General features: G+C 49.6%; 23 protein-coding genes and 1 other RNA gene. 17 read left to right on the top strand and 7 right to left on the bottom strand.

What is annotated here, in order from left to right:
- Positions 1-86: 86 nt before the first annotated feature.
- The 3 genes from HUZ68_RS12160 to ydiK all read right to left on the bottom strand — a co-directional run bounded on the left by HUZ68_RS12160 (position 87) and on the right by ydiK (position 1,984).
- Positions 87-443 (bottom strand): YdiL family protein, encoded by a 357-nt coding sequence (locus HUZ68_RS12160; protein ID WP_001310864.1) that lies wholly within the window; start codon positions 441-443, stop codon positions 87-89.
- 135 nt (positions 444-578) lie between these two features.
- An RNA gene (rprA, locus tag HUZ68_RS12155) (antisense sRNA RprA) lies at positions 579-686 on the bottom strand.
- 185 nt (positions 687-871) lie between these two features.
- Positions 872-1,984 (bottom strand): AI-2E family transporter YdiK, encoded by a 1,113-nt coding sequence (gene ydiK, locus HUZ68_RS12150; RefSeq protein WP_000248636.1) that lies wholly within the window; start codon positions 1,982-1,984, stop codon positions 872-874.
- 213 nt (positions 1,985-2,197) lie between these two features.
- Between ydiK and ydiJ the strand changes: the two genes are divergently transcribed.
- From ydiJ to ldtE, 10 genes are all read left to right on the top strand, one after another.
- On the top strand, positions 2,198-5,254 hold the full coding sequence (gene ydiJ, locus HUZ68_RS12145) for a D-2-hydroxyglutarate dehydrogenase YdiJ (RefSeq protein WP_115740032.1): 3,057 nt from the start codon (positions 2,198-2,200) through the stop codon (positions 5,252-5,254).
- Positions 5,251-5,661, top strand: coding sequence for a 1,4-dihydroxy-2-naphthoyl-CoA hydrolase (menI, locus tag HUZ68_RS12140; RefSeq protein WP_000637986.1), 411 nt, complete (start codon positions 5,251-5,253; stop codon positions 5,659-5,661). The genes ydiJ and menI overlap by 4 nt, the downstream gene beginning before the upstream one ends.
- A 99-nt stretch (positions 5,662-5,760) precedes the next feature.
- Positions 5,761-5,949 (top strand): YdiH family protein, encoded by a 189-nt coding sequence (locus tag HUZ68_RS12135; RefSeq protein ID WP_001296104.1) that lies wholly within the window; start codon positions 5,761-5,763, stop codon positions 5,947-5,949.
- Positions 5,950-6,497: 548 nt separating this feature from the next.
- Positions 6,498-6,866, top strand: coding sequence for a Fe-S cluster assembly scaffold SufA (gene sufA, locus HUZ68_RS12130; protein WP_115740031.1), 369 nt, complete (start codon positions 6,498-6,500; stop codon positions 6,864-6,866).
- Between the two features lie 8 nt (positions 6,867-6,874).
- Positions 6,875-8,362, top strand: coding sequence for a Fe-S cluster assembly protein SufB (gene sufB / locus HUZ68_RS12125; RefSeq protein ID WP_000089364.1), 1,488 nt, complete (start codon positions 6,875-6,877; stop codon positions 8,360-8,362).
- Between the two features lie 9 nt (positions 8,363-8,371).
- Positions 8,372-9,118, top strand: coding sequence for a Fe-S cluster assembly ATPase SufC (gene sufC / locus HUZ68_RS12120; RefSeq protein ID WP_000948872.1), 747 nt, complete (start codon positions 8,372-8,374; stop codon positions 9,116-9,118).
- On the top strand, positions 9,093-10,364 hold the full coding sequence (gene sufD, locus HUZ68_RS12115) for a Fe-S cluster assembly protein SufD (RefSeq protein WP_000908012.1): 1,272 nt from the start codon (positions 9,093-9,095) through the stop codon (positions 10,362-10,364). Before sufC ends, sufD begins: the two co-directional genes overlap by 26 nt.
- Complete coding sequence (gene sufS / locus HUZ68_RS12110) at positions 10,361-11,581, top strand: cysteine desulfurase SufS (protein WP_000144563.1); 1,221 nt, start codon at positions 10,361-10,363, stop codon at positions 11,579-11,581. The genes sufD and sufS overlap by 4 nt, the downstream gene beginning before the upstream one ends.
- A 12-nt stretch (positions 11,582-11,593) precedes the next feature.
- Positions 11,594-12,010, top strand: a complete 417-nt coding sequence (gene sufE, locus HUZ68_RS12105; RefSeq protein ID WP_000279734.1) for a cysteine desulfuration protein SufE — start codon at positions 11,594-11,596, stop codon at positions 12,008-12,010.
- A 148-nt stretch (positions 12,011-12,158) separates the two neighbouring features.
- A complete protein-coding gene (gene ldtE / locus HUZ68_RS12100; RefSeq protein ID WP_060616590.1) occupies positions 12,159-13,163 on the top strand; it encodes a L,D-transpeptidase LdtE in 1,005 nt (334 codons plus the stop codon).
- Between the two features lie 63 nt (positions 13,164-13,226).
- On the opposite strand, the gene lpp is transcribed toward ldtE, so the two are convergent.
- The 3 genes from lpp to ynhH form a co-directional block, all read right to left on the bottom strand.
- A complete protein-coding gene (gene lpp, locus HUZ68_RS12095) occupies positions 13,227-13,463 on the bottom strand; it encodes a murein lipoprotein Lpp (RefSeq protein WP_000648420.1) in 237 nt (78 codons plus the stop codon).
- Between the two features lie 310 nt (positions 13,464-13,773).
- Positions 13,774-15,186: a pyruvate kinase PykF gene (pykF, locus tag HUZ68_RS12090; protein ID WP_001295403.1), complete on the bottom strand. Its 1,413-nt coding sequence runs from the start codon at positions 15,184-15,186 to the stop codon at positions 13,774-13,776.
- A 7-nt stretch (positions 15,187-15,193) separates the two neighbouring features.
- Positions 15,194-15,388, bottom strand: coding sequence for a protein YnhH (gene ynhH, locus HUZ68_RS24940; RefSeq protein WP_240806354.1), 195 nt, complete (start codon positions 15,386-15,388; stop codon positions 15,194-15,196).
- Positions 15,389-15,742: 354 nt separating this feature from the next.
- Between ynhH and fumD the strand changes: the two genes are divergently transcribed.
- The 7 genes from fumD (at position 15,743) to ydhT (ending at position 22,138) form a co-directional block, all read left to right on the top strand.
- On the top strand, positions 15,743-15,952 hold the full coding sequence (gene fumD / locus HUZ68_RS12085; RefSeq protein WP_000528342.1) for a fumarate hydratase FumD: 210 nt from the start codon (positions 15,743-15,745) through the stop codon (positions 15,950-15,952).
- Between the two features lie 455 nt (positions 15,953-16,407).
- Positions 16,408-17,034, top strand: coding sequence for a ferredoxin-like protein (locus tag HUZ68_RS12080; RefSeq protein ID WP_001070230.1), 627 nt, complete (start codon positions 16,408-16,410; stop codon positions 17,032-17,034).
- Between the two features lie 20 nt (positions 17,035-17,054).
- Positions 17,055-19,157 carry an aldehyde ferredoxin oxidoreductase gene (locus HUZ68_RS12075; protein WP_097489813.1) on the top strand — a complete coding sequence of 701 codons (2,103 nt, stop codon included), beginning with the start codon at positions 17,055-17,057 and terminating at the stop codon, positions 19,155-19,157.
- Positions 19,158-19,169: 12 nt separating this feature from the next.
- Positions 19,170-19,808 carry a YdhW family putative oxidoreductase system protein gene (locus tag HUZ68_RS12070; protein ID WP_162821849.1) on the top strand — a complete coding sequence of 213 codons (639 nt, stop codon included), beginning with the start codon at positions 19,170-19,172 and terminating at the stop codon, positions 19,806-19,808.
- A gap of 63 nt (positions 19,809-19,871) precedes the next feature.
- Positions 19,872-20,540 carry a 4Fe-4S dicluster domain-containing protein gene (locus tag HUZ68_RS12065; RefSeq protein ID WP_001349911.1) on the top strand — a complete coding sequence of 223 codons (669 nt, stop codon included), beginning with the start codon at positions 19,872-19,874 and terminating at the stop codon, positions 20,538-20,540.
- Positions 20,537-21,322: a thiosulfate reductase cytochrome B subunit gene (phsC, locus tag HUZ68_RS12060; RefSeq protein ID WP_097489815.1), complete on the top strand. Its 786-nt coding sequence runs from the start codon at positions 20,537-20,539 to the stop codon at positions 21,320-21,322. The genes HUZ68_RS12065 and phsC overlap by 4 nt, the downstream gene beginning before the upstream one ends.
- Before the next feature lie 3 nt (positions 21,323-21,325).
- Complete coding sequence (ydhT, locus tag HUZ68_RS12055) at positions 21,326-22,138, top strand: protein YdhT (RefSeq protein WP_000587573.1); 813 nt, start codon at positions 21,326-21,328, stop codon at positions 22,136-22,138.
- A gap of 11 nt (positions 22,139-22,149) precedes the next feature.
- Here the strand turns inward: ydhT and HUZ68_RS12050 are convergent, their stop codons facing one another.
- Positions 22,150-23,754, bottom strand: a complete 1,605-nt coding sequence (locus HUZ68_RS12050; RefSeq protein ID WP_060616596.1) for an FAD-NAD(P)-binding protein — start codon at positions 23,752-23,754, stop codon at positions 22,150-22,152.
- Positions 23,755-23,826: the final 72 nt, after the last annotated feature.

The following is a 23,826-nucleotide window of genomic DNA, read 5'->3' as shown; positions in this document are numbered from 1 at the left end:
CAAAGGTGCTTTAAAAAGTGTAGCGATGTTGTGTCAGTATCCATTCATTATTGTTGTAACAACGACAATTCCTTTCTGTGGAAAAATTAACAAAGCCGCTCCAGATCGTGTGCATATAATTCAGCGGCTACCGATTGATAGATCTTCCAGTCAATAAAATTGCCATCAGGGTAGACTCGTTGAAATGCGGTTAAGTCGGGGAAAAAACGCATGGTGTTGTTGCCGATGCGGTTATTTATTTTCTCTATGATGGCATGAAGATGTTTTTTTCTTTGCTGACGCATAGCCAACAGTTGCTCGACTACACGATCAGGAATGGCACACTTGCCATTTTCCCACTGACGCCAGCTTTCACTGTCACCGGTCTGGGCAATCCAGGTCGCGCATTCATCAATAGTCATGGCAAAAATATGGCGGAGTGCCTGGAGTTCATAAGCGTTCATCGTGTAATGGCTGCATGAAATAAACAATAAAATATAAATAACATTATCAGCCTGCTGACGGCTTGAAGAGAGTCACAGTATCTTGTGCAACATTATTGGAAAGAGTGAGGGGCGAGGTAGCGAAGTGGAAAAATGTTAAAAAAAAGCCCATCGTGGGAGATGGGCAAAGACTACACACAGCAATTCGTTGTTTCACTCAGGGGATTTCCATGCTTATAAATCAATATGTTGATTTATAACCGTGAGCTAATAGTAGGCATACGGACTTTTTGCGTCGATCAGATTCGTCTCATTAGTTTAAAAACTGTAAAGAATTTGCGACAGGTACTACCAGCTGAATGGCGGTAAGCAGGAAAATATGGGGAAGAGCAAGCAAATATCAATTAGCGGGGGTTAACAATCAGGCGGCAGAGCCGCCTGATGAGAAATTACTTATTCGGTTTCTCGATTTCGCCCAGTTCTTCGAGAATTTCTTCCGGTTGGTCCGTCGGCGGCGGGACTTCTTCCACCCACGCGGCAAACAGACGCCAGGAAACGGCTAACAGAACCGGACCAATAAACAGACCGATCATCCCGAAAGCAATCAAACCACCAATAACACCAGAGAGGATCAGGATCAGCGGTAAATCGGCACCCATGCGAATTAACATTGGGCGGATGACGTTATCCAGCGTGCCAACCACACCGCTCCACACTAACAATACCGTTCCCCAGGTGGTATCGCCAGTCCAGTAGAGCCAGATAATCGCCGGAATCAGTACCGGCAACGGGCCAAGCTGGACAAGGCAGGAGAGGATCATTAACACCGTTAGCAACGTTGCATAAGGTACGCCGGATACGGCGAGGCCGATACCGCCAAGCACTGCCTGTACTAACGCCGTCACCACCACACCCAGCGCCACCGCGCGGATAGCCTGTGCCGCCAGCAGCACGGCGGCATCTCCGCGAACGCCTGCCAGACGGGTTGCAAAATGGCGAATGCCTTGTGCCACCTGTTCACCGCGCCAGTACAGCAGGGCACTGAAGAGAAGCATCAGCGCACAATGCACCATAAAGCGCCCGATATGCGCCGCTTGCCCAACGAACCAGGTGGTGGTGGTGCCAATATAAGGGCGGACTTTCGCCATGATCGCCGTCCCCCCCATATCCAGCAAGTTGTGCCAGCCTGCATACAGCTTCGCGCCAATCACCGGAATGGTATTAAGCCACGCCAGATCGGGTAACGTCATGTCACCGCTGGAAATGGCTTTAATTAGCGGGCCGCTGCCGTCGACGATACTGTTAACCAGCAAAGCAATAGGGATGATAAACACCATCACTAATAACAGCGTCATCACCAGAACGGCGAGAGAGCGGCGGCCAAACATGATCTTTTGCAAACGTAACAATACCGGCCAGGTGGCGATAACCACCGTACCGGCCCATGCAAAGCCGAGAATAAAGGGTTGAACAATCCACAGACATGCCACAATCATGATGGCTAAAAACAGCACCGAAAGCAGAATTTGTGCGACATCCCTGGGCTGACGAACATTTACCATAACTACTTTTCACCTTTTTTGTGCGTCAAATCGTCGACGCGACGTGAACACGCGAAACTCACCTACATAATGATGAGCAATTTCAGCGGTTTTTAACAGGCCGATTCTGCCCTTAATTCTGATGGGCGTGTTAGAAAAAAATGTGGTACAACAACTCAGGCAACACGCAAACGATTAATCTCTCATCACAGACCGCAGGAAAGGGTCAATATAATGATTCCACAGATTTCCCAGGCACCCGGCGTCGTTCAACTGGTGCTTAATTTTTTGCAAGAGCTGGAGCAACAAGGTTTTACCGGCGATACGGCGACAAGTTATGCCGATCGTCTGACAATGTCGACCGACAACAGTATTTACCAACTTCTCCCCGATGCGGTGGTATTTCCGCGTTCAACCGCAGATGTGGCGCTGATCGCCCGTCTTGCCGCGCAGGAACGCTATTCATCGCTGATCTTTACCCCCCGCGGCGGCGGCACCGGCACTAACGGTCAGGCGCTCAACCAGGGGATTATTGTTGATATGTCCCGCCATATGAACCGCATCATCGAAATTAACCCTGAAGAGGGCTGGGTGCGCGTTGAGGCCGGGGTGATAAAAGATCAACTCAATCAGTACCTGAAACCGTTCGGCTACTTTTTTGCGCCGGAACTTTCGACCAGCAACCGGGCAACGCTCGGTGGGATGATCAATACCGATGCATCCGGTCAGGGATCGCTGGTCTATGGCAAAACGTCAGATCACGTACTTGGCGTACGCGCGGTGTTGTTGGGGGGCGATATTCTCGATACGCAACCTTTACCCGTCGAATTGGCGGAAACGCTGGGTAAATCCAATACCACAATCGGGCGAATTTATAACACGGTTTATCAACGTTGCCGTCAGCAACGCCAGTTAATTATCGACAACTTCCCCAAACTTAACCGCTTTCTTACCGGTTACGATCTGCGTCATGTCTTTAACGATGAGATGACCGAGTTCGACCTGACGCGCATTCTGACGGGTTCAGAAGGGACGCTGGCCTTTATTACCGAAGCGCGGCTGGATATTACGCGCTTGCCTAAAGTGCGCCGTCTGGTGAACGTCAAATATGACTCTTTTGACTCTGCGCTGCGTAACGCGCCGTTTATGGTTGAGGCGCGGGCGCTTTCGGTAGAGACGGTGGACTCAAAAGTGCTGAATCTGGCGCGGGAAGATATTGTCTGGCATTCCGTCAGCGAGTTGATTACCGATGTGCCTGACCAAGAGATGCTCGGGCTGAACATTGTGGAATTTGCTGGTGATGATGAGGCGCTGATTGATGAGCGGGTAAATGCACTCTGTGCGCGGTTGGATGAGCTGATCGCCAGTCATCAAGCAGGTGTCATCGGCTGGCAGGTGTGCCGTGAGCTGGCGGGGGTTGAACGTATCTATGCAATGCGCAAAAAAGCCGTTGGTCTGCTTGGCAATGCCAAAGGTGCCGCTAAGCCAATTCCGTTTGCTGAGGATACCTGCGTACCGCCGGAACACCTGGCGGATTATATTGCTGAATTTCGCGCGCTGCTCGACAGCCACGGCTTAAGCTACGGTATGTTCGGTCACGTCGACGCAGGTGTCTTGCACGTCCGTCCAGCGCTGGATATGTGCGATCCGCAACAAGAGATTTTGATGAAGCAAATCTCTGATGACGTGGTGGCGCTGACTGCGAAATACGGTGGTTTGTTGTGGGGCGAGCACGGCAAAGGTTTTCGCGCTGAATACAGCCCGGCGTTTTTCGGTGAGGAACTTTTTGCAGAACTGCGCAAAGTGAAAGCGGCATTTGACCCGCATAACCGACTCAACCCAGGGAAGATTTGCCCGCCAGAAGGTCTCGATGCGCCGATGATGAAAGTGGACGCGGTGAAGCGCGGTACATTCGATCGGCAGATCCCCATTGCGGTACGCCAGCAGTGGCGCGGTGCGATGGAGTGTAACGGCAACGGTTTATGCTTCAACTTTGATGCCCGTAGTCCGATGTGTCCGTCGATGAAGATCACCCAGAACCGGATTCATTCACCGAAAGGGCGCGCAACGCTGGTGCGTGAATGGCTGCGTTTGTTGGCGGATCGCGGCGTTGATCCACTCAAACTGGAACAAGAACTGCCTGAATCCGGCGTCAGTTTGCGGACGTTAATTGCCCGCACGCGCAATAGCTGGCATGCGAATAAAGGCGAATATGACTTCTCACACGAAGTCAAAGAGGCGATGTCGGGCTGTCTGGCCTGTAAAGCGTGTTCGACCCAGTGCCCCATCAAAATTGATGTGCCGGAGTTTCGCTCTCGTTTTCTGCAGCTCTATCACACCCGTTATTTACGCCCGCTGCGCGACCACCTCGTCGCTACGGTCGAGAGCTACGCGCCGCTGATGGCACGCGCGCCGAAAACCTTTAACTTCTTCATTAACCAGCCGCTGGTGCGCAAACTCTCGGAAAAACATATCGGCATGGTTGATTTGCCGCTGCTGTCGGTCCCCTCGCTACAACAACAAATGGTGGGGCATCGCTCGGCAAACATGACGCTGGAACAGCTTGAATCTCTCAATGCAGAGCAGAAAGCGCGCACAGTGTTGGTGGTGCAGGACCCCTTTACCAGCTATTACGATGCGCAAGTGGTGGCGGATTTTGTCCGTCTGGTCGAAAAATTAGGTTTCCAGCCTGTGTTACTGCCATTTTCGCCAAATGGCAAAGCCCAGCATATTAAAGGTTTTCTTAATCGTTTTGCGAAGACGGCGAAAAAGACGGCGGATTTCCTCAACCGTATGGCGAAGCTGGGTATGCCAATGGTAGGCGTCGATCCGGCGCTGGTATTTTGTTATCGCGATGAATATAAACTGGCACTGGGCGAGGAACGTGGCGAGTTTAACGTCTTACTGGCGAATGAATGGCTGGCAAGCGCACTTGAGTCACAGCCAGTGGCTACAGTCAGCGGTGAATCATGGTATTTCTTTGGTCACTGTACCGAAGTTACCGCCTTGCCGGGTGCGCCAGCACAATGGGCCGCGATATTTGCCCGTTTTGGCGCGAAACTGGAAAATGTCAGCGTGGGTTGCTGCGGCATGGCAGGGACTTACGGACATGAAGCGAAAAACCATAAAAATTCGCTCGGGATCTATGAGTTATCCTGGCATCAGGCTATGCAGCGACTGCCGCGTAACCGCTGTCTGGCGACCGGATATTCCTGCCGTAGTCAGGTCAAACGGGTTGAAGGCACGGGGGTACGCCATCCTGTGCAGGCTTTACTGGAGATTATTAAATGATATGGAAACGAAAAATCACCCTGGAAGCACTGAATGCCATGGGTGAAGGAAACATGGTGGGGTTACTGGATATTCGCTTTGAACATATTGGTGATGACACCCTTGAAGCGACAATGCCAGTAGACTCGCGGACAAAGCAGCCTTTCGGGTTGCTACATGGAGGTGCATCCGTGGTACTGGCCGAAAGTATCGGTTCCGTTGCCGGTTATTTATGTACCGAAGGTGAGCAAAAAGTGGTTGGTCTGGAAATCAATGCTAACCACGTCCGCTCGGCACGAGAAGGGCGGGTGCGCGGCGTATGCAAACCGTTGCATCTCGGTTCGCGTCACCAGGTCTGGCAGATTGAAATCTTCGATGAGAAAGGGCGTTTGTGCTGTTCGTCACGATTGACGACCGCCATTTTGTGACGTTGTCACCAGAAAAGTGTGACGCATATTGCTTTTGGTCATTATCTGCACAGTAAACGGTGGTATACTGTGCAGGTCTTGTCTAAAAGCGAGGATGCTATGTCTACTCAACTTGATCCTACCCAGCTGGCCATTGAATTTTTACGCCGTGACCAGAGCAATCTTTCACCTGCCCAATATCTTAAACGTCTGAAACAACTAGAACTTGAATTTGCTGACCTGCTTACTCTCTCTTCTGCTGAATTAAAAGAAGAAATCTACTTTGCCTGGCGTCTGGGCGTGCATTGATCCTGACTTAATGCCTCAAGTTCGCCAAATCGACCTGGATTAACCTCCGTCCAGGTTCGATGACCTTCTTAATACTGCTTATCTACCCGCCTGATATTGTTCAAAAATAATACTAATCGCAGTTTGTGTTAAAACGACGGGTTAGCTTTATGAGATTATTCTTATCGCCCCTTCAAGAGCTAAGCCACTGAGAGTGCCGGAGATAAGCGCCGGATGGGGTAGAAACCCTTAAGCCTGTGTCGCACAGACTTAAGGGTTTTCTTATTTCTGAACGCTGCACTTTTTTACCTATCTCTTAAATAGTCATTTTCAATACAACTTTTTCTTTTTCATCACAGCCTTAATGCTCCTTAGATAATAACCATTATCTAACAATGAGATACCTAATTCTTAGCGTGCCTGTTAACCCACACATCAGGGTCTATGCTTATTAAAAGCAGGCAAAAAGCATGTTTTACGGTAAAGCCCCTGCGTTTGCTGGGTTGAACTGATAATCATTATCACTAACATGCTGTTATACGCTGAAAGCGATGAAGTGAGGTAAATAGATGGACATGCATTCAGGAACCTTTAACCCACAGGATTTCGCCTGGCAAGGCTTAACGCTGACACCCGCAGCGGCGATACACATCCGCGAGCTGGTGGCAAAGCAGCCAGGTATGGTCGGCGTGCGCTTAGGCGTGAAGCAAACGGGCTGCGCGGGCTTTGGCTATGTGCTCGACAGTGTTAGCGAGCCGGACAAAGACGATCTGCTGTTTGAACACGACGGCGCGAAGCTGTTTATCCCGCTGCAAGCGATGCCGTTTATTGATGGCACGGAAGTCGATTTCGTTCGTGAAGGACTTAATCAGATATTCAAATTTCACAACCCTAAAGCCCAGAATGAATGTGGCTGTGGCGAAAGCTTTGGGGTATAGGCGGTACTATGTCTCGTAATACTGAAGCAACTGACGATGTCAAAACCTGGACCGGCGGCCCGCTGAATTATAAAGAAGGATTCTTCACCCAGTTAGCCACCGATGAGCTGGCAAAGGGGATAAACGAAGAGGTGGTGCGCGCAATTTCGGCGAAGCGTAATGAGCCGGAGTGGATGCTGGAGTTTCGTCTCAATGCCTATCGCGCATGGCTGGAGATGGAAGAACCGCACTGGTTGAAAGCGCACTACGACAAGCTGAATTATCAGGATTACAGCTACTACTCAGCACCATCGTGCGGTAATTGTGACGACACTTGCGCGTCTGAACCTGGCGCGGTGCAGCAAACTGGCGCGAACGCCTTTTTAAGTAAAGAGGTGGAGGCGGCGTTTGAGCAGTTGGGCGTTCCCGTGCGGGAAGGCAAAGAGGTGGCGGTGGATGCCATTTTCGACTCAGTTTCGGTTGCCACTACTTATCGCGAAAAACTGGCGGAGCAGGGAATTATTTTCTGTTCCTTTGGTGAGGCGATCCACGATCACCCGGAACTGGTGCGTAAATATCTCGGCACCGTGGTGCCGGGGAATGACAACTTCTTTGCCGCGCTTAATGCGGCGGTAGCCTCTGACGGTACGTTTATTTATGTGCCTAAAGGCGTGCGCTGCCCGATGGAACTTTCCACCTATTTTCGCATTAACGCGGAAAAAACCGGGCAGTTTGAGCGCACCATTCTGGTGGCCGACGAAGACAGCTACGTCAGCTACATTGAAGGCTGTTCCGCTCCGGTGCGTGACAGCTATCAGTTGCACGCGGCAGTGGTGGAAGTCATCATCCATAAAAACGCCGAGGTGAAATATTCCACGGTACAAAACTGGTTCCCTGGCGATAACAACACCGGCGGTATTCTCAACTTCGTCACCAAGCGTGCTTTGTGCGAAGGCGAAAACAGCAAAATGTCATGGACGCAATCAGAAACCGGGTCCGCGATTACGTGGAAATATCCCAGCTGCATTTTGCGCGGCGATAACTCCATTGGTGAGTTTTACTCAGTGGCGCTGACCAGCGGTCATCAGCAAGCGGATACCGGCACCAAGATGATCCACATCGGTAAAAACACCAAATCGACCATTATCTCGAAAGGGATCTCTGCCGGACATAGTCAGAACAGTTATCGCGGCTTAGTGAAAATCATGCCGACGGCAACCAATGCGCGCAATTTCACTCAGTGCGACTCAATGCTGATTGGCGCTAATTGTGGGGCGCATACCTTCCCGTATGTCGAATGTCGCAATAACAGCGCACAACTGGAGCACGAGGCAACGACATCACGTATTGGTGAAGATCAACTGTTTTACTGCCTGCAACGCGGGATCAGCGAAGAAGACGCCATCTCGATGATTGTTAACGGTTTCTGCAAAGACGTGTTCTCAGAACTGCCGCTGGAATTTGCCGTTGAAGCACAAAAACTCCTCGCCATCAGTCTTGAACACAGCGTCGGATAAGGAATAAACATGTTAAGTATTAAAGATTTACACGTCAGCGTGGAAGATAAAGCTATCCTGCGTGGATTAAGCCTCGACGTTCGTCCCGGCGAAGTTCACGCCATTATGGGGCCAAACGGTTCGGGCAAAAGTACCTTATCGGCAACGCTTGCCGGGCGAGAAGATTATGAAGTGACGGGCGGCACGGTTGAGTTCAAAGGCAAAGATTTGCTTGCGCTGTCGCCGGAAGATCGTGCAGGCGAAGGCATCTTTATGGCCTTCCAGTATCCGGTGGAGATTCCCGGCGTCAGTAACCAGTTTTTCCTGCAAACGGCACTTAATGCGGTGCGCAGCTATCGCGGCCAGGAAACGCTCGACCGCTTTGATTTTCAGGATTTGATGGAAGAGAAAATCGCTCTCCTGAAGATGCCGGAAGATTTATTAACCCGTTCGGTAAACGTTGGTTTTTCCGGCGGCGAGAAAAAGCGCAACGATATTTTGCAAATGGCGGTGCTGGAACCGGAGTTATGCATTCTTGATGAGTCGGACTCCGGGCTGGATATTGACGCATTAAAAGTGGTCGCCGATGGCGTGAACTCGCTGCGTGATGGCAAGCGCTCATTCATCATTGTTACGCACTACCAACGCATTCTCGACTACATCAAGCCTGATTACGTTCATGTGCTATATCAGGGACGAATTGTGAAATCCGGCGATTTCACGTTGGTCAAACAACTGGAGGAGCAGGGTTATGGCTGGCTTACCGAACAGCAGTAATGCGCTGCAACAGTGGCATCACTTGTTTGAAGCTGAAGGGACAAAACGCTCACCGCAAGCACAGCAGCATTTACAACAATTGCTGCGTACCGGACTGCCGACACGTAAACATGAAAACTGGAAATATACGCCGCTGGAAGGGCTGACCAATAGCCAGTTTGTCAGCATTGCGGGAGAGATATCCCCACAGCAGCGAGATGCCTTAGCGTTAACGTTAGACGCTGTGCGGCTGGTATTTGTCGATGGACGTTACGTGTCAGCACTGAGCGATGCGACTGAAGGCAGCGGGTATGAAGTGAGCATTAACGACGACCGTCAGGGGGTACCCGACGCTATTCAGGCGGAAGTGTTTCTGCATTTGACGGAAAGCCTGGCACAAAGCGTGACGCATATCGCCGTGAAGCGCGGTCAACGGCCGGCAAAGCCATTGCTGTTAATGCATATTACCCAGGGCGTGGCAGGTGAAGAGGTCAACACTGCCCATTACCGACATCATCTGGATCTGGCGGAAGGTGCCGAAGCAACGGTGATCGAACATTTTGTCAGCCTTAATGATGCTCGTCACTTCACCGGCGCACGGTTCACTATCAATGTCGCAGCGAACGCCCACTTGCAGCATATCAAGCTGGCGTTTGAAAACCCGGTCAGTCACCACTTTGCCCATAACGATTTGTTGCTGGCTGACGATGCCACCGCATTTAGCCATAGTTTCCTGCTGGGTGGCGCAGTGTTACGACACAACACCAGTACGCAACTCAATGGCGAAAACAGCACGCTGCGGATCAATAGCCTGGCGATGCCGGTGAAAAACGAGGTGTGTGATACCCGTACCTGGCTGGAACACAATAAAGGTTTTTGTAACAGCCGACAGTTGCACAAAACTATCGTCAGCGACAAAGGCCGCGCGGTATTTAACGGTTTGATCAACGTCGCGCAGCACGCCATCAAAACGGATGGTCAGATGACCAACAATAATCTGCTGATGGGCAAACTGGCGGAAGTGGATACAAAACCGCAGCTGGAAATCTATGCAGATGATGTGAAATGCAGCCACGGCGCGACGGTGGGGCGTATTGATGATGAACAGATGTTCTATCTGCGCTCGCGCGGGATCAATCAGCAGGATGCCCAGCAGATGATCATTTACGCCTTTGCTGCCGAACTGACGGAAGCACTGCGTGATGAGGGGCTTAAACAGCAGGTGCTGGCCCGAATCGGTCAACGGCTGCCAGGAGGTGCAAGATGACTTTTTCCGTCGACAAAGTGCGGGCCGACTTTCCGGTGCTTTCGCGTGAGGTAAACGGTTTGCCGCTGGCTTATCTCGACAGCGCCGCCAGTGCACAGAAACCGAGCCAGGTGATTGACGCCGAGGCCGAGTTTTATCGTCATGGCTACGCGGCGGTGCATCGCGGTATTCATACCTTAAGCGCTCAGGCGACCGAGAAAATGGAGAACGTGCGCAAGCGGGCATCGCTGTTTATTAATGCCCGTTCGGCGGAAGAGCTGGTGTTCGTCCGCGGCACGACGGAAGGGATCAATCTGGTCGCCAATAGCTGGGGCAACAGCAATGTGCGGGCGGGCGATAACATCATCATCAGTCAGATGGAGCACCACGCTAACATTGTCCCCTGGCAGATGCTTTGCGCACGCGTTGGCGCAGAGCTGCGTGTGATCCCTCTCAACCCCGACGGTACGCTGCAACTGGAGACGCTGCCTACGCTGTTTGATGAGAAAACTCGCCTGCTGGCAATTACTCATGTCTCCAACGTGCTGGGAACAGAAAATCCGCTGGCGGAAATAATCACGCTTGCGCACCAGCATGGCGCAAAAGTGCTGGTGGATGGCGCTCAGGCGGTGATGCATCATCCGGTGGATGTTCAGGCGCTGGATTGCGACTTTTACGTGTTCTCCGGGCATAAACTGTATGGCCCCACCGGAATTGGCATTCTTTATGTGAAAGAAGCCTTGTTGCAGGAGATGCCGCCGTGGGAAGGGGGCGGTTCTATGATCGCCACCGTCAGCCTGAGTGAAGGCACTACCTGGACCAAAGCACCATGGCGGTTTGAAGCCGGTACACCCAATACCGGGGGCATCATTGGTCTTGGCGCGGCGCTGGAGTATGTTTCGGCGCTGGGGCTTAATAACATAGCCGAGTATGAACAGAATCTGATGCATTACGCGCTATCACAGCTGGAATCTGTACCGGATCTCACTCTCTATGGCCCACAAAACAGGCTTGGCGTTATTGCTTTTAATCTTGGTAAACACCACGCCTATGATGTTGGCAGTTTTCTCGATAATTACGGCATTGCTGTGCGTACCGGACATCACTGCGCTATGCCATTAATGGCCTATTACAACGTCCCTGCGATGTGTCGGGCGTCGCTGGCCATGTATAACACCCATGAAGAAGTGGATCGTCTGGTGACCGGATTGCAACGTATTCACCGTCTGCTGGGATAACAGGGAGGCACTATGGCTGTATTGCCGGATAAAGAAAAATTGCTGCGTAATTTTTTACGCTGCGCCAACTGGGAAGAGAAATATCTCTACATTATTGAGCTGGGCCAGCGTCTGCCAGAATTACGCGACGAAGACCGAAGCCCACAAAATAGCATTCAGGGCTGCCAGAGTCAGGTGTGGATTGTCATGCGCCAGAATGCGCAGGGAATTATTGAATTGCAGGGCGACAGCGATGCGGCGATTGTGAAAGGGCTTATTGCGGTCGTCTTTATTCTCTACGATCAGATGACGCCGCAGGATATTGTCAATTTCGATGTGCGTCCGTGGTTTGAAAAAATGGCGCTCACCCAACATCTCACCCCATCTCGTTCACAAGGTCTGGAAGCGATGATTCGCGCAATTCGCGCCAAAGCCGCTGCACTTAGCTAAACTAAAGGGACAGCTTTCATCCGGTTGGCTCACATTGCCGGATGGTCAATGTTTACACTGACCTGCACAGGAGTGTTTTGGTTTCAGGTGAACATAAGCGCCATCCGACGTTTCAGCGTGAGTCTCCGGCAAATACAGGAGGTTTACAATGAAACGCGCGTCTTTGCTTACACTCACGCTTATCGGCGCTTTTAGCGCCATCCAGGCTGCCTGGGCGGTTGATTATCCGCTACCACCAACCGGAAGCCGACTGGTTGGGCAAAATCAAACGTATACGGTGCAAGAAGGGGATAAAAACCTTCAGGCTATTGCCCGACGTTTTGATACTGCGGCAATGTTGATCCTTGAAGCCAATAACACTATCGCCCCGGTGCCAAAACCTGGTACGACGATAACTATTCCTTCACAACTGTTATTACCTGATGCACCGCGTCAGGGGATTATCGTTAACCTTGCAGAGCTGCGCCTTTATTATTATCCGCCGGGAGAAAATATCGTGCAGGTTTATCCAATAGGTATTGGATTGCAGGGGCTGGAAACGCCGGTGATGGAAACGCGTGTTGGGCAGAAAATCCCTAACCCAACCTGGACGCCTACGGCAGGCATTCGTCAGCGTTCGCTGGAGCGTGGCATTAAATTACCGCCAGTCGTTCCTGCCGGACCAAATAACCCGCTAGGACGTTACGCACTGCGCCTCGCGCATGGTAATGGCGAATACCTCATTCATGGCACTAGTGCGCCGGACAGCGTTGGTTTGCGCGTCAGTTCAGGGTGTATTCGCATGAATGCACCGGATATTAAAGCCTTGTTCTCCAGCGTGCGGACGGGAACGCCGGTGAAAGTGATCAACGAACCGGTGAAATATTCCGTGGAACCTAACGGGATGCGTTATGTTGAAGTACATCGACCACTATCAGCAGAAGAACAGCAAAACGTTCAGACAATGCCATACACACTGCCAACAGGCTTTACGCAATTTAAAGACAATAAGGCTGTAGATCAGAAGTTAGTCGATAAAGCGTTGTATCGTCGGGCAGGGTATCCGGTTTCGGTGAGCAGTGGAGCAACTCCCGCAGCCAGCAATGCGCCTTCAGTAGAGTCAGCGCAGAATGGTGAACCAGAGCAAGGGAATATGTTACGCGCGACGCAGTAGCGGTAAACGGCAGACAAAAAAAATGGCGCACAATGTGCGCCATTTTTTACTTCACAGGTACTATTACTTGCGGTATTTAGTAGCCATGTTGTCCAGACGCTGGTTAGCACGAGCTGCGTCATCTTTAGCAGCCTGAACGTCGGAACGCATTGCGTTCACGTCGTTGCTCAGCTGGTCAACTTTAGCGTTCAGAGTCTGAACGTCAGAAGACAGCTGATCGATTTTAGCGTTGCTGGAGCAACCTGCCAGCAGAGTAGAACCCAGGATTACCGCGCCCAGTACCAGTTTAGTAGCTTTCATTATTAATACCCTCTAGATTGAGTTAATCTCCATGTAGCGTTACAAGTATTACACAAAGTTTTTTATGTTGAGAATATTTTTTTGATGGGAAGGCACTTATTTTTGATCGTTCGCTCAAAGAAGCATCGAACGCTGGGTTTTAGATAAAAAAATTGAGAGAAAACAGGATGCTTCCATCGGATTCATCTTAGATAAAGTGAGATTATATAGTGAAATCCGATTTGATTTTTTATTGCTTCTGGTTATCGATTAAATAAAAAAAGCGCCCATCAGGGCGCTTCGATATACAAATTAATTCACAAAAGCAATATTACAGGACGTGAACAGATGCGGTGTTAGTAGTGCCGCTCGGTACCAGTGCACCAGAAACCATAACTACGACGTCACCTTTGTGTGCCAGACCGCTCTGCAGAGCCAGTTCTTTACCCAGACGGTAGAAATCATCAGTAGAAGTGATCTCTTTAACCAGCTGCGGCACAACGCCTTTGCTCAGTACCAACTGATGAGCCGTTTTTTCGTTGGTGGTCAGTGCCAGGATGGTGGCATCCGGGAAGTATTTACGTACTGCGCGAGCAGATTTACCGCCCTGGGTAGCAACCACGATCAGCGGAGCATCCAGTTTTTCAGCAGTTTCAACGGCACCACGGCATACCGCTTCGGTAATGCGCAGTTTACGGTTGTCATTGTTGAACTCGAGACGGCTGTTCATCACGCGGTCGGTACGTTCGCAGATGGTCGCCATGATAGAAACCGCTTCCAGCGGGTATTTACCTTTTGCGGATTCACCAGACAGCATCACTGCGTCAGTACCGTCGAGGATGGCGTTTGCAACGTCACCGGCTTCTGCGCGAGTCGGGCGTGGGTTTTTGATCATGGAATCCAGCATCTGGGTCGCAGTGATAACGACTTTACGTGCACGGATACATTTTTCGATCATCATCTTCTGGGCGAAGATAACTTCTTCTACCGGGATTTCTACACCCAGGTCGCCACGCGCAACCATGATGCCGTCAGAGGCTTCGAGGATTTCGTCGAAGTTGTTGAGGCCTTCTTGGTTTTCGATTTTGGAGATGATGTGGATGTTTTCGCCGCCGTGCGCTTTCAGGTGCTCACGGATTTCGATAACGTCAGAACGCTTACGAATAAAGGAAGCAGCAACAAAGTCTACGCCTTGTTCGCAACCAAAGATCAGGTCCTGTTTGTCTTTTTCAGCCAGTGCTGGCAGAGCAATGGAAACGCCAGGCAGGTTCACACCTTTGTTTTCGCCCAGGTCGCCGTTGTTCAGTACTTTACAGATAACTTTGTTACCTTCAATGGCGGTAACTTCCATACCGATCAGACCATCGTCAACCAGTACGGTGTTGCCAACAGACAGGTCAGTAGTGAAACCTTCATACGTTACCGCAACCATTTCGCTGTTGCCGATAACAGATTTATCAGTGGTGAAAGTAAAGGTCTGACCAGCTTTCAGAGAAACGTCGTTACCGCCTTCCAGTTTCATGGTGCGGATTTCCGGACCTTTGGTATCAAGCAGGATAGCGGCGGTTTTACCAGTTTTGCTCATCACGTTGCGCAGATTCTGAATGCGCTGACCGTGTTCTGCATAGTCACCATGAGAGAAGTTCAGACGCATAACGTTCATGCCAGCGTCCAGCATTTTAGCTAACATCTCTTCAGATTCGGTTTTCGGTCCGATGGTGCAAACAATTTTGGTCTTTTTCATGACAGTCTTAGTCTTTAAGTTGAGAAGGATGGGAGAAACTTGCTTTCTGGGCGCACTGCCGGAAAGCGAATCCGGTATTACGAAAGTGGTGGTGCCTCGCTCTAAGGATAGGTGACATCGAAAAAGCGTGCAGAGGAATGTGTGCTTGTGTCTCAGCCCAACGTGAGTGCCTGTTTTTGAGTCGTTGAGTTCTACAGTCCAAAGTGCTGAAACCATTCAAGAGTCAATTGGCGCGCATTATACGCTGAAATTAATCCAAAAGGAAAACAAAAACAGCGTTTCAAAAAATATACAACTTGTTAGACAATAAATTGTTATCAAAGATTTAACGTTCCAGGGAAAAGGTTACGCAAAAACTTCGCTGTTTGCGCAACGTCTGGTGCCAAAGTTGTCAGTGTGAGGATAAGTGAAAGTTCATCCGGTGTATAAATATATCATCGCTCAATTGCTATAGTTAAAATAATTTATCGCGTTATTTGTCTGATTTTGTTTGATTTTTGTTTAATTGGTTAGATTGATATATGCTGATAGTTGGCATGATAAATAGGTATAAAGAATGGGAAATCGGACAAAAGAGGATGAACTGTACCGAGAAATGTGCAGAGTTGTCGGTAAAGTTGTGCTGGAAATGCGCGATCTGGGGCAGGAACCAAAGCATATTGTTATCGCAGGCGTATTACGTACAGCATTAGCCAATAAACGCATTCAGCGCAGTGAGCTGGAAAAGCAGGCGATGGAAACCGTCATTAACGCACTGGTAAAATGACCATTCAGGATGAGGCGGTAAGCTTCATCCTGATATTCTTGCTTCAGTTGCGGTCCAGTTAATCATTCTAAATAACAACTGCTGAAATTATACGAATTGCGGTATGTATTTTAATTTATAACGATAATATTATTTTTATTTTCTGCAATGAACGTCACAAATAATTGTCGCTTAAGTTAAATTTATTTCAAATGATAATAAATATCAGTTCACTTATAATTTCTTGCTTTGTAATTTTAATTGATAACGATCAATGTTAAGGGCTCAGAATAATCACATTATTTTTTCTCCTAACCATAAAGGATTAGTTTATCGGCGTTAAATCTTTTCTCATACACTATCGGGTTAGGGAAAATATCTGGTGTTGGGGACAGAGTCAGCAGTGTATTAGTTGAATGCTTAATATCAGGCTGCTGAATTGTCAGCACTGTGTTTGCGAAGAGGATGCGAAATAAATGAACCCGGTTGATCGTCCACTATTAGATATTGGCTTAACGCGATTAGAATTCTTGCGTATATCAGGAAAAGGCCTTGCTGGTCTAACAATTGCCCCTGCGTTACTGTCACTTTTGGGTTGCAAACAGGAAGATATTGATAGCGGCACAGTAGGGTTGATAAATACACCCAAAGGGGTGCTGGTGACCCAGCGAGCGCGATGCACGGGTTGCCACCGCTGTGAAATCTCTTGTACCAACTTCAACGATGGCTCAGTAGGGACATTCTTCTCCCGTATCAAAATCCATCGCAATTATTTCTTTGGCGACAACGGGGTTGGCTCTGGCGGCGGCCTGTATGGCGATCTCAACTATACCGCGGACACCTGCCGTCAATGCAAAGAGCCGCAATGCATGAACGTCTGCCCGATTGGTGCGATTACCTGGCAGCAGAAAGAAGGCTGTATTACCGTCGATCATAAACGCTGTATTGGCTGTAGCGCCTGTACTACGGCATGCCCGTGGATGATGGCCACCGTAAATACCGAAAGTAAAAAATCCTCGAAATGTGTGTTATGCGGTGAATGCGCAAACGCCTGCCCAACAGGGGCGTTAAAAATTATCGAGTGGAAAGATATTACTGTGTGAATCTTGCAAAGGAAAAAATCATGGCTAACGGTTGGACAGGTAATATATTAAGAGTCAATCTCACGACAGGAAATATTACCCTCGAAGATTCCAGTAAGTTTAAAAGTTTTGTCGGTGGCATGGGCTTCGGCTACAAAATTATGTATGACGAAGTACCGCCAGGCACGAAACCTTTCGATGAAGCGAATAAATTAGTCTTTGCTACCGGCCCATTAACTGGATCTGGTGCCCCCTGTAGTTCTCGCGTAAATATCACCTCACTTTCTACTTTTACCAAAGGAAATTTAGTTGTCGATGCCCATATGGGTGGCTTTTTTGCAGCGCAAATGAAATTCGCTGGATACGACGTCATTATTATCGAAGGGAAGGCGAAAACACCGGTATGGCTGAAGATTAAAGATGACAAAGTTAGCCTGGAAAAAGCCGATTTCTTATGGGGAAAAGGGACGCGCGCAACGACGGAAGAAATTTGTCGATTGACCAGTCCGGAAACCTGTGTGGCGGCTATTGGTCAGGCTGGGGAAAACCTTGTTCCTCTCTCTGGCATGTTGAATAGCCGTAACCATAGCGGCGGTGCGGGAACTGGCGCAATTATGGGTTCGAAAAACCTGAAAGCGATTGCGGTTGAAGGGACGAAAGGGGTCAACATTGCCGATCGTCAGGAGATGAAGCGTCTCAACGATTACATGATGACTGAACTTATTGGTGCGAATAACAACCATGTCGTGCCAAGTACGCCGCAATCGTGGGCAGAGTATTCAGATCCCAAGTCACGTTGGACAGCACGTAAAGGGCTGTTTTGGGGCGCGGCTGAAGGTGGTCCGATTGAAACGGGGGAAATTCCGCCAGGCAATCAGAACACGGTCGGCTTTCGTACCTATAAATCCGTTTTTGACTTAGGTCCAGCGGCAGAGAAATACACAGTAAAAATGAGTGGCTGCCACTCTTGCCCGATCCGTTGTATGACCCAAATGAATATTCCTCGGGTGAAAGAGTTTGGCGTGCCCAGCACAGGTGGTAACACTTGTGTAGCCAACTTTGTCCATACCACCATCTTCCCGAACGGTCCGAAAGATTTTGAAGATAAAGACGATGGTCGTGTGATTGGTAACCTGGTGGGTCTGAATCTGTTCGATGACTACGGCCTATGGTGTAACTACGGGCAGTTGCATCGCGACTTTACCTATTGTTACAGCAAAGGTGTATTCAAGCGTGTTCTGCCTGCTGAAGAGTATGCGGAAATTCGCTGGGATCAACTGGAAGCGGGTGACGTTAACTTCATTAAAGATTTTTACTATCGTCTGGCGCATCGTGTGGGTGAGCTGAGCCACCTGGCTGATGGTTCATATGCCATCGCAGAACGCTGGAATTTGGGTGAAGAGTACTGGGGCTACGCGAAAAATAAACTCTGGTCGCCGTTTGGCTATCCGGTTCACCATGCCAATGAAGCGTCAGCGCAGGTCGGTTCCATTGTTAACTGTATGTTCAACCGTGACTGCATGACGCATACCCATATCAACTTTATTGGTTCCGGCTTGCCATTGAAACTGCAACGTGAAGTGGCGAAAGAGCTTTTTGGTTCTGAAGATGCCTACGATGAAACCAAAAACTACACGCCAATCAATGACGCAAAAATTAAATATGCTAAGTGGTCGCTGTTGCGGGTCTGTTTGCATAACGCCGTCACCCTGTGTAACTGGGTCTGGCCAATGACCGTTTCGCCGCTGAAAAGCCGTAATTACCGGGGCGATCTGGCGCTTGAAGCCAAATTCTTCAAAGCGATCACTGGCGAAGAGATGACTCAGGAAAAATTAGATTTAGCTGCAGAGCGTATCTTTACATTGCATCGTGCCTACACGGTGAAACTGATGCAAACCAAAGATATGCGTAATGAACACGATCTTATCTGTTCCTGGGTATTCGACAAGGATCCGCAGATCCCGGTCTTTACTGAAGGTACTGACAAAATGGATCGTGATGATATGCATGCCTCGCTCACGATGTTCTACAAAGAAATGGGCTGGGACCCACAGCTTGGTTGTCCGACCCGCGAAACATTGCAGCGTCTGGGGCTGGAAGATATTGCCGCCGATCTGGCAGCACACAATCTACTGCCTGCGTAAGGAATGGGTGAGATGAACCATCGGGATGAATTGCCGTTAGCGAAAGTCAGCGAAGTTGACGAGGCGAAGCGGCAATGGTTACAGGGGATGCGTCACCCCGTTGATACGGTAACGGAACCAGAACCGGCTGAAATCCTGGCAGAGTTCATTCGCCAGCATTCTGCGGCTGGGCAGCTGGTGGCGCGCGCCGTATTTCTCTCGCCACCCTATTCGGTTGCAGAAGAGGAACTGTCATTTTTGCTGGAAAACATCAAGCAGAACGGAGACTACGCGGATATCGCGTGTATGACGGGAAGCCAGGATGATTACTATTACTCAACGCAGGCCATGAGTGAAAACTACGCGGCGATGTCTTTGCAAGTTGTGGAGCAGGACATTTGTCGCGCCATTGCACACGCCGTTCGTTTTGAGTGCCAGACGTATCCTCGTCCTTACAAAGTCGCCATGCTGATGCAAGCGCCATATTACTTCCAGGAAGCGCAGATTGAAGCCGCGATCGCCGCGATGGATGTTGCACCTGAATATGCCGATATACGGCAGGTGGAGTCATCGACGGCGGTGTTGTACTTGTTTAGCGAGCGATTTATGACCTATGGCAAGGCTTATGGCTTATGCGAATGGTTCGAGGTAGAGCAGTTTCAGAACCCCTGAAATTTCAGGGAGATGTCATGGATAGGGTGGACAGTTGCAGCCACTGCATTAGGGGATAATCAGATGTCCTTCACTCGACGCAAATTTGTTCTGGGGATGGGAACAGTAATCTTTTTTACTGGTTCTGCGTCTTCTCTGTTAGCGAACACGAGGCAAGAAAAGGAAGTTCGGTATGCCATGATTCATGACGAGTCACGGTGCAATGGCTGTAATATTTGCGCCCGCGCATGCCGTAAAACCAATCACGTCCCCGCTCAGGGAAGCCGTTTATCGATAGCACACATTCCAGTCACCGATAACGACAACGAAACGCAGTATCACTTTTTTCGCCAGTCATGTCAGCACTGCGAAGATGCTCCGTGCATCGACGTATGCCCGACAGGGGCGTCGTGGCGTGATGAGCAGGGGATCGTGCGGGTAGAAAAATCGCAGTGCATCGGCTGCAGTTATTGCATTGGCGCTTGTCCGTACCAGGTTCGCTACCTTAACCCTGTCACTAAAGTGGCAGATAAATGTGATTTCTGCGCTGAGTCCCGACTGGCAAAAGGCTTTCCGCCCATTTGCGTCAGCGCCTGCCCGGAACACGCATTGATCTTTGGTCGCGAAGATAGCCCAGAAATTCAGGCGTGGTTGCAGGATAATAAATACTATCAATATCAGCTACCTGGTGCCGGGAAACCGCATCTGTATCGCCGGTTCGGTCAACATTTGATTAAAAAGGAAAATGTATGAACCCGTCGCAACATGTTGAACAGTTTCAGAGCCAGTTAGCGAACTATGTGCCACAGTTCACTCCCGAATTTTGGCCGGTGTGGTTGATCATTGCCGGAGTATTGCTGGTTGGGATGTGGTTGGTGCTGGGGCTGCACGCCTTGCTTCGTGCTCGTGGCGTGAAGAAATCAGCCACCGATCATGGTGAGAAGATTTATCTTTACAGCAAAGCGGTCAGATTATGGCACTGGTCGAATGCGTTACTCTTTGTATTGTTGCTGGCAAGTGGGCTGATAAATCACTTTGCGATGGTGGGCGCAACTGCGGTTAAAAGTCTGGTTGCGGTGCATGAAGTTTGCGGATTTTTGTTACTGGCATGCTGGCTCGGCTTTGTGCTGATCAATGCCGTTGGGGATAATGGTCACCACTATCGCATTCGTCGTCAGGGGTGGCTGGAACGAGCGGCAAAACAAACGCGATTTTATTTGTTTGGCATTATGCAGGGGGAAGAACATCCTTTCCCGGCAACAACCCAGTCTAAATTTAATCCCTTACAGCAGGTCGCCTATGTTGGTGTCATGTATGGATTGCTGCCGTTGTTACTATTGACGGGGCTGTTGTGTCTCTATCCGCAAGCCGTGGGAGATGTGTTTCCTGGCGTAAGATACTGGTTATTGCAGACACATTTTGCTCTGGCATTTATAAGCCTCTTTTTTATCTTCGGTCATCTTTATCTTTGCACCACGGGGCGTACGCCACACGAAACCTTTAAAAGCATGGTCGATGGCTATCACCGGCACTAACGAATGATCATTACACGAGCAGACCTGCGAGAATGGCGTATCGGAGCGGTGATGTATCGCTGGTTCCTGCGCCATTTCCCACGCGGCGGTAGTTATGCCGATATTCATCATGCACTGATTGAGGAAGGATATACGGACTGGGCGGAGAGTCTGGTTGAGTATGCGTGGAAAAAATGGCTGGCGGATGAAAACTTCGCGCATCAGGAAGTTTCCTCTATGCAAAAACTGGCCACAGATCCCGGAGAGAGAGCATTTTGCAGTCAGTTTGCCCGCAGCGACGATCATGCTCGCATCGGCTGTTGTGAGGATAACGCCAGAATCGCAACCGCTGGGTATGCTGCACAAATTGCCAGTATGGGTTATAGCGTGCGGATTGGAAGTGTCGGCTTTAACAGTCACATTGGCAGCTCCGGTGAGCGCGCACGGGTTGCTGTAACCGGCAATTCTTCGCGGATAAGCAGCGCTGGAGATAGCAGTCGGATTGCGAATACCGGAATGCGAGTACGCGTTTGTACATTGGGTGAACGATGTCATGTCGCCAGTAATGGTGACCTGGTGCAAATCGCCAGCTTTGGCGCAAACGCCAGAATTGCCAACAGCGGCGACAATGTACACATCATTGCCAGCGGTGAAAATTCAACGGTAGTGAGCACGGGCGTGGTCGACTCAATTATTCTCGGGCCAGGAGGAAGCGCCGCACTGGCATATCATGACGGCGAAAGAGTTCGTTTCGCCGTCGCCATTGAAGGTGAAAACAATATTCGAGCCGGAGTCCGCTATCGTCTTAATGAACAGCATCAGTTTGTTGAGTGCTGATAGCTTTACCTTTAATCAAACGAAAGACGCCGACGAGCACGGGATGCAGGTTTTACGACCGCCCGAGCCATCGCCTCACCAATTTCTGCACATGCCGTAAGTCCCTGAACGAAAGGCTGGTCGTGCATTAACCAGGGCAACGCGCCGAACGCTACGCGCCCACGAATATCTTCGGGTTGCTGTAACGTATAATCTTCGCCAACATCAGGGATTTCATCCCCTGTTTTCTGTAATTGTTCGCGTAGTCCATGGAAAGGAATATCTTTCACTTTAAGCGGACGCTGCCCGCGGGCATCAATAAAAACGTCAAACGAGTAGCTGTTGTCTTCCGTTTTCAGGACGGTGCGCGACTCATTAATTTCCATTTTGTAGTCTTCACCGAGGGCGAGAATATGAATGATTCCCGCTTCACGTAAGGCAAGCAGCCGACGAATAGACTCTGAAGGGATTGCGGCATAATTATCGATGAAAACCCTGGCAAGGCCTTTACTGAACCGTTTATGGTCGTGTTCATTCAGATGAGGAACAATTTCCTGTACGGCTTCATGCAGGCGCAGAATGACATAACGCCAGGGAACAGTATGTTTTTCTCGTTTATTGCGTTCGACTTCCTGGAGATTTTTTTCTGCCCAGTCAAATGGGTCGCGTTGTTTGCGCTCGGCAAACCAGGCTTGAGCAAAGGAATCGACATTCAGGCTCTCTAAGGCTATGCGTTGGCTCCAGTCTGGATCAGCAAACTTGATTTCCTCTACTATCAATCTAAATACCCGATCCAAAAGGCCCTCTTCACCTTTTTGAATCTCAGCATTTAATGCCTGATCGGTGACGATGTGTAAGGGCTCGTAGGGAATAGGGCAATAGAAATCGGCTTCGGGTAAAATACCCGTGCGCGACATCAACGTGATATTTAGCTTTTCACTTGCGTTATCGCGGTGAAAAACGACGTGTTGTTTATCATCTTCAATGAACGAACCATGCTGAATAGCCACTGCCATTGCCGCATCCAGTCCGCTCAAGGATGTTCCCATAATACCCACGTTACACGCATCGACCTTTGCTTCCATCAGGCCTGACCACGGGCTGGGAAAATACGTTCGGGTTGCTTCTTCTTCATCAGGCCAGACGTGACCCGTGGCAATCACCGCTAAATCAAACGTCTCGCTGGGTAAATCCTGATTTGTAGCGAGCATGACGCCAGCATTTGTAATTTGCAGATCGGTAACCTGGCATGATTCATAAACAGCCACTGCAAATTTTTGCTTTCGTGCCTGGTCTACTAATCGTAAAAATTGATCGCGGAAATATTCGCCCAGCAGAATTCGCGGTAAAAACTGACGATCGTGCAAGGTTTCTTTTTTAACGCCATAACGCTGGAGATGGCTGGCTTCTTGCTTTTGTAGCCATTCGAGATACGTGCAATAAATCGGCGGTATTTCAATACTGGCAATATTTGCCAGCATCATTTTTGAGTTTTCCTCATCACTGTATGGCATCCCGACACCGGCCTCGTCAGCCTGCTCGAAGATAGAAATAGAAAGTGGAGTTTGTTGCTGTAGAAGCGAGGATAAGGTGTAGATCCCCGTAGGCCCGGCACCCACAATAGCAATTTTTTTCATTGTTACTTACCTGTACGCATTCTTTCGAATTTAGTGTTATCAGATAAGTTTGGTTGAGATTTTTAGAATTTG

It is taken from the genome of Shigella dysenteriae, from assembly GCF_022354085.1.
In the GTDB taxonomy this organism is placed as follows: Bacteria; Pseudomonadota; Gammaproteobacteria; order Enterobacterales; family Enterobacteriaceae; genus Escherichia; species Escherichia coli.
The sequence above is the reverse complement of the archived record's forward strand: the minus strand, read 5'-3'. Positions and strand labels throughout refer to the sequence as shown.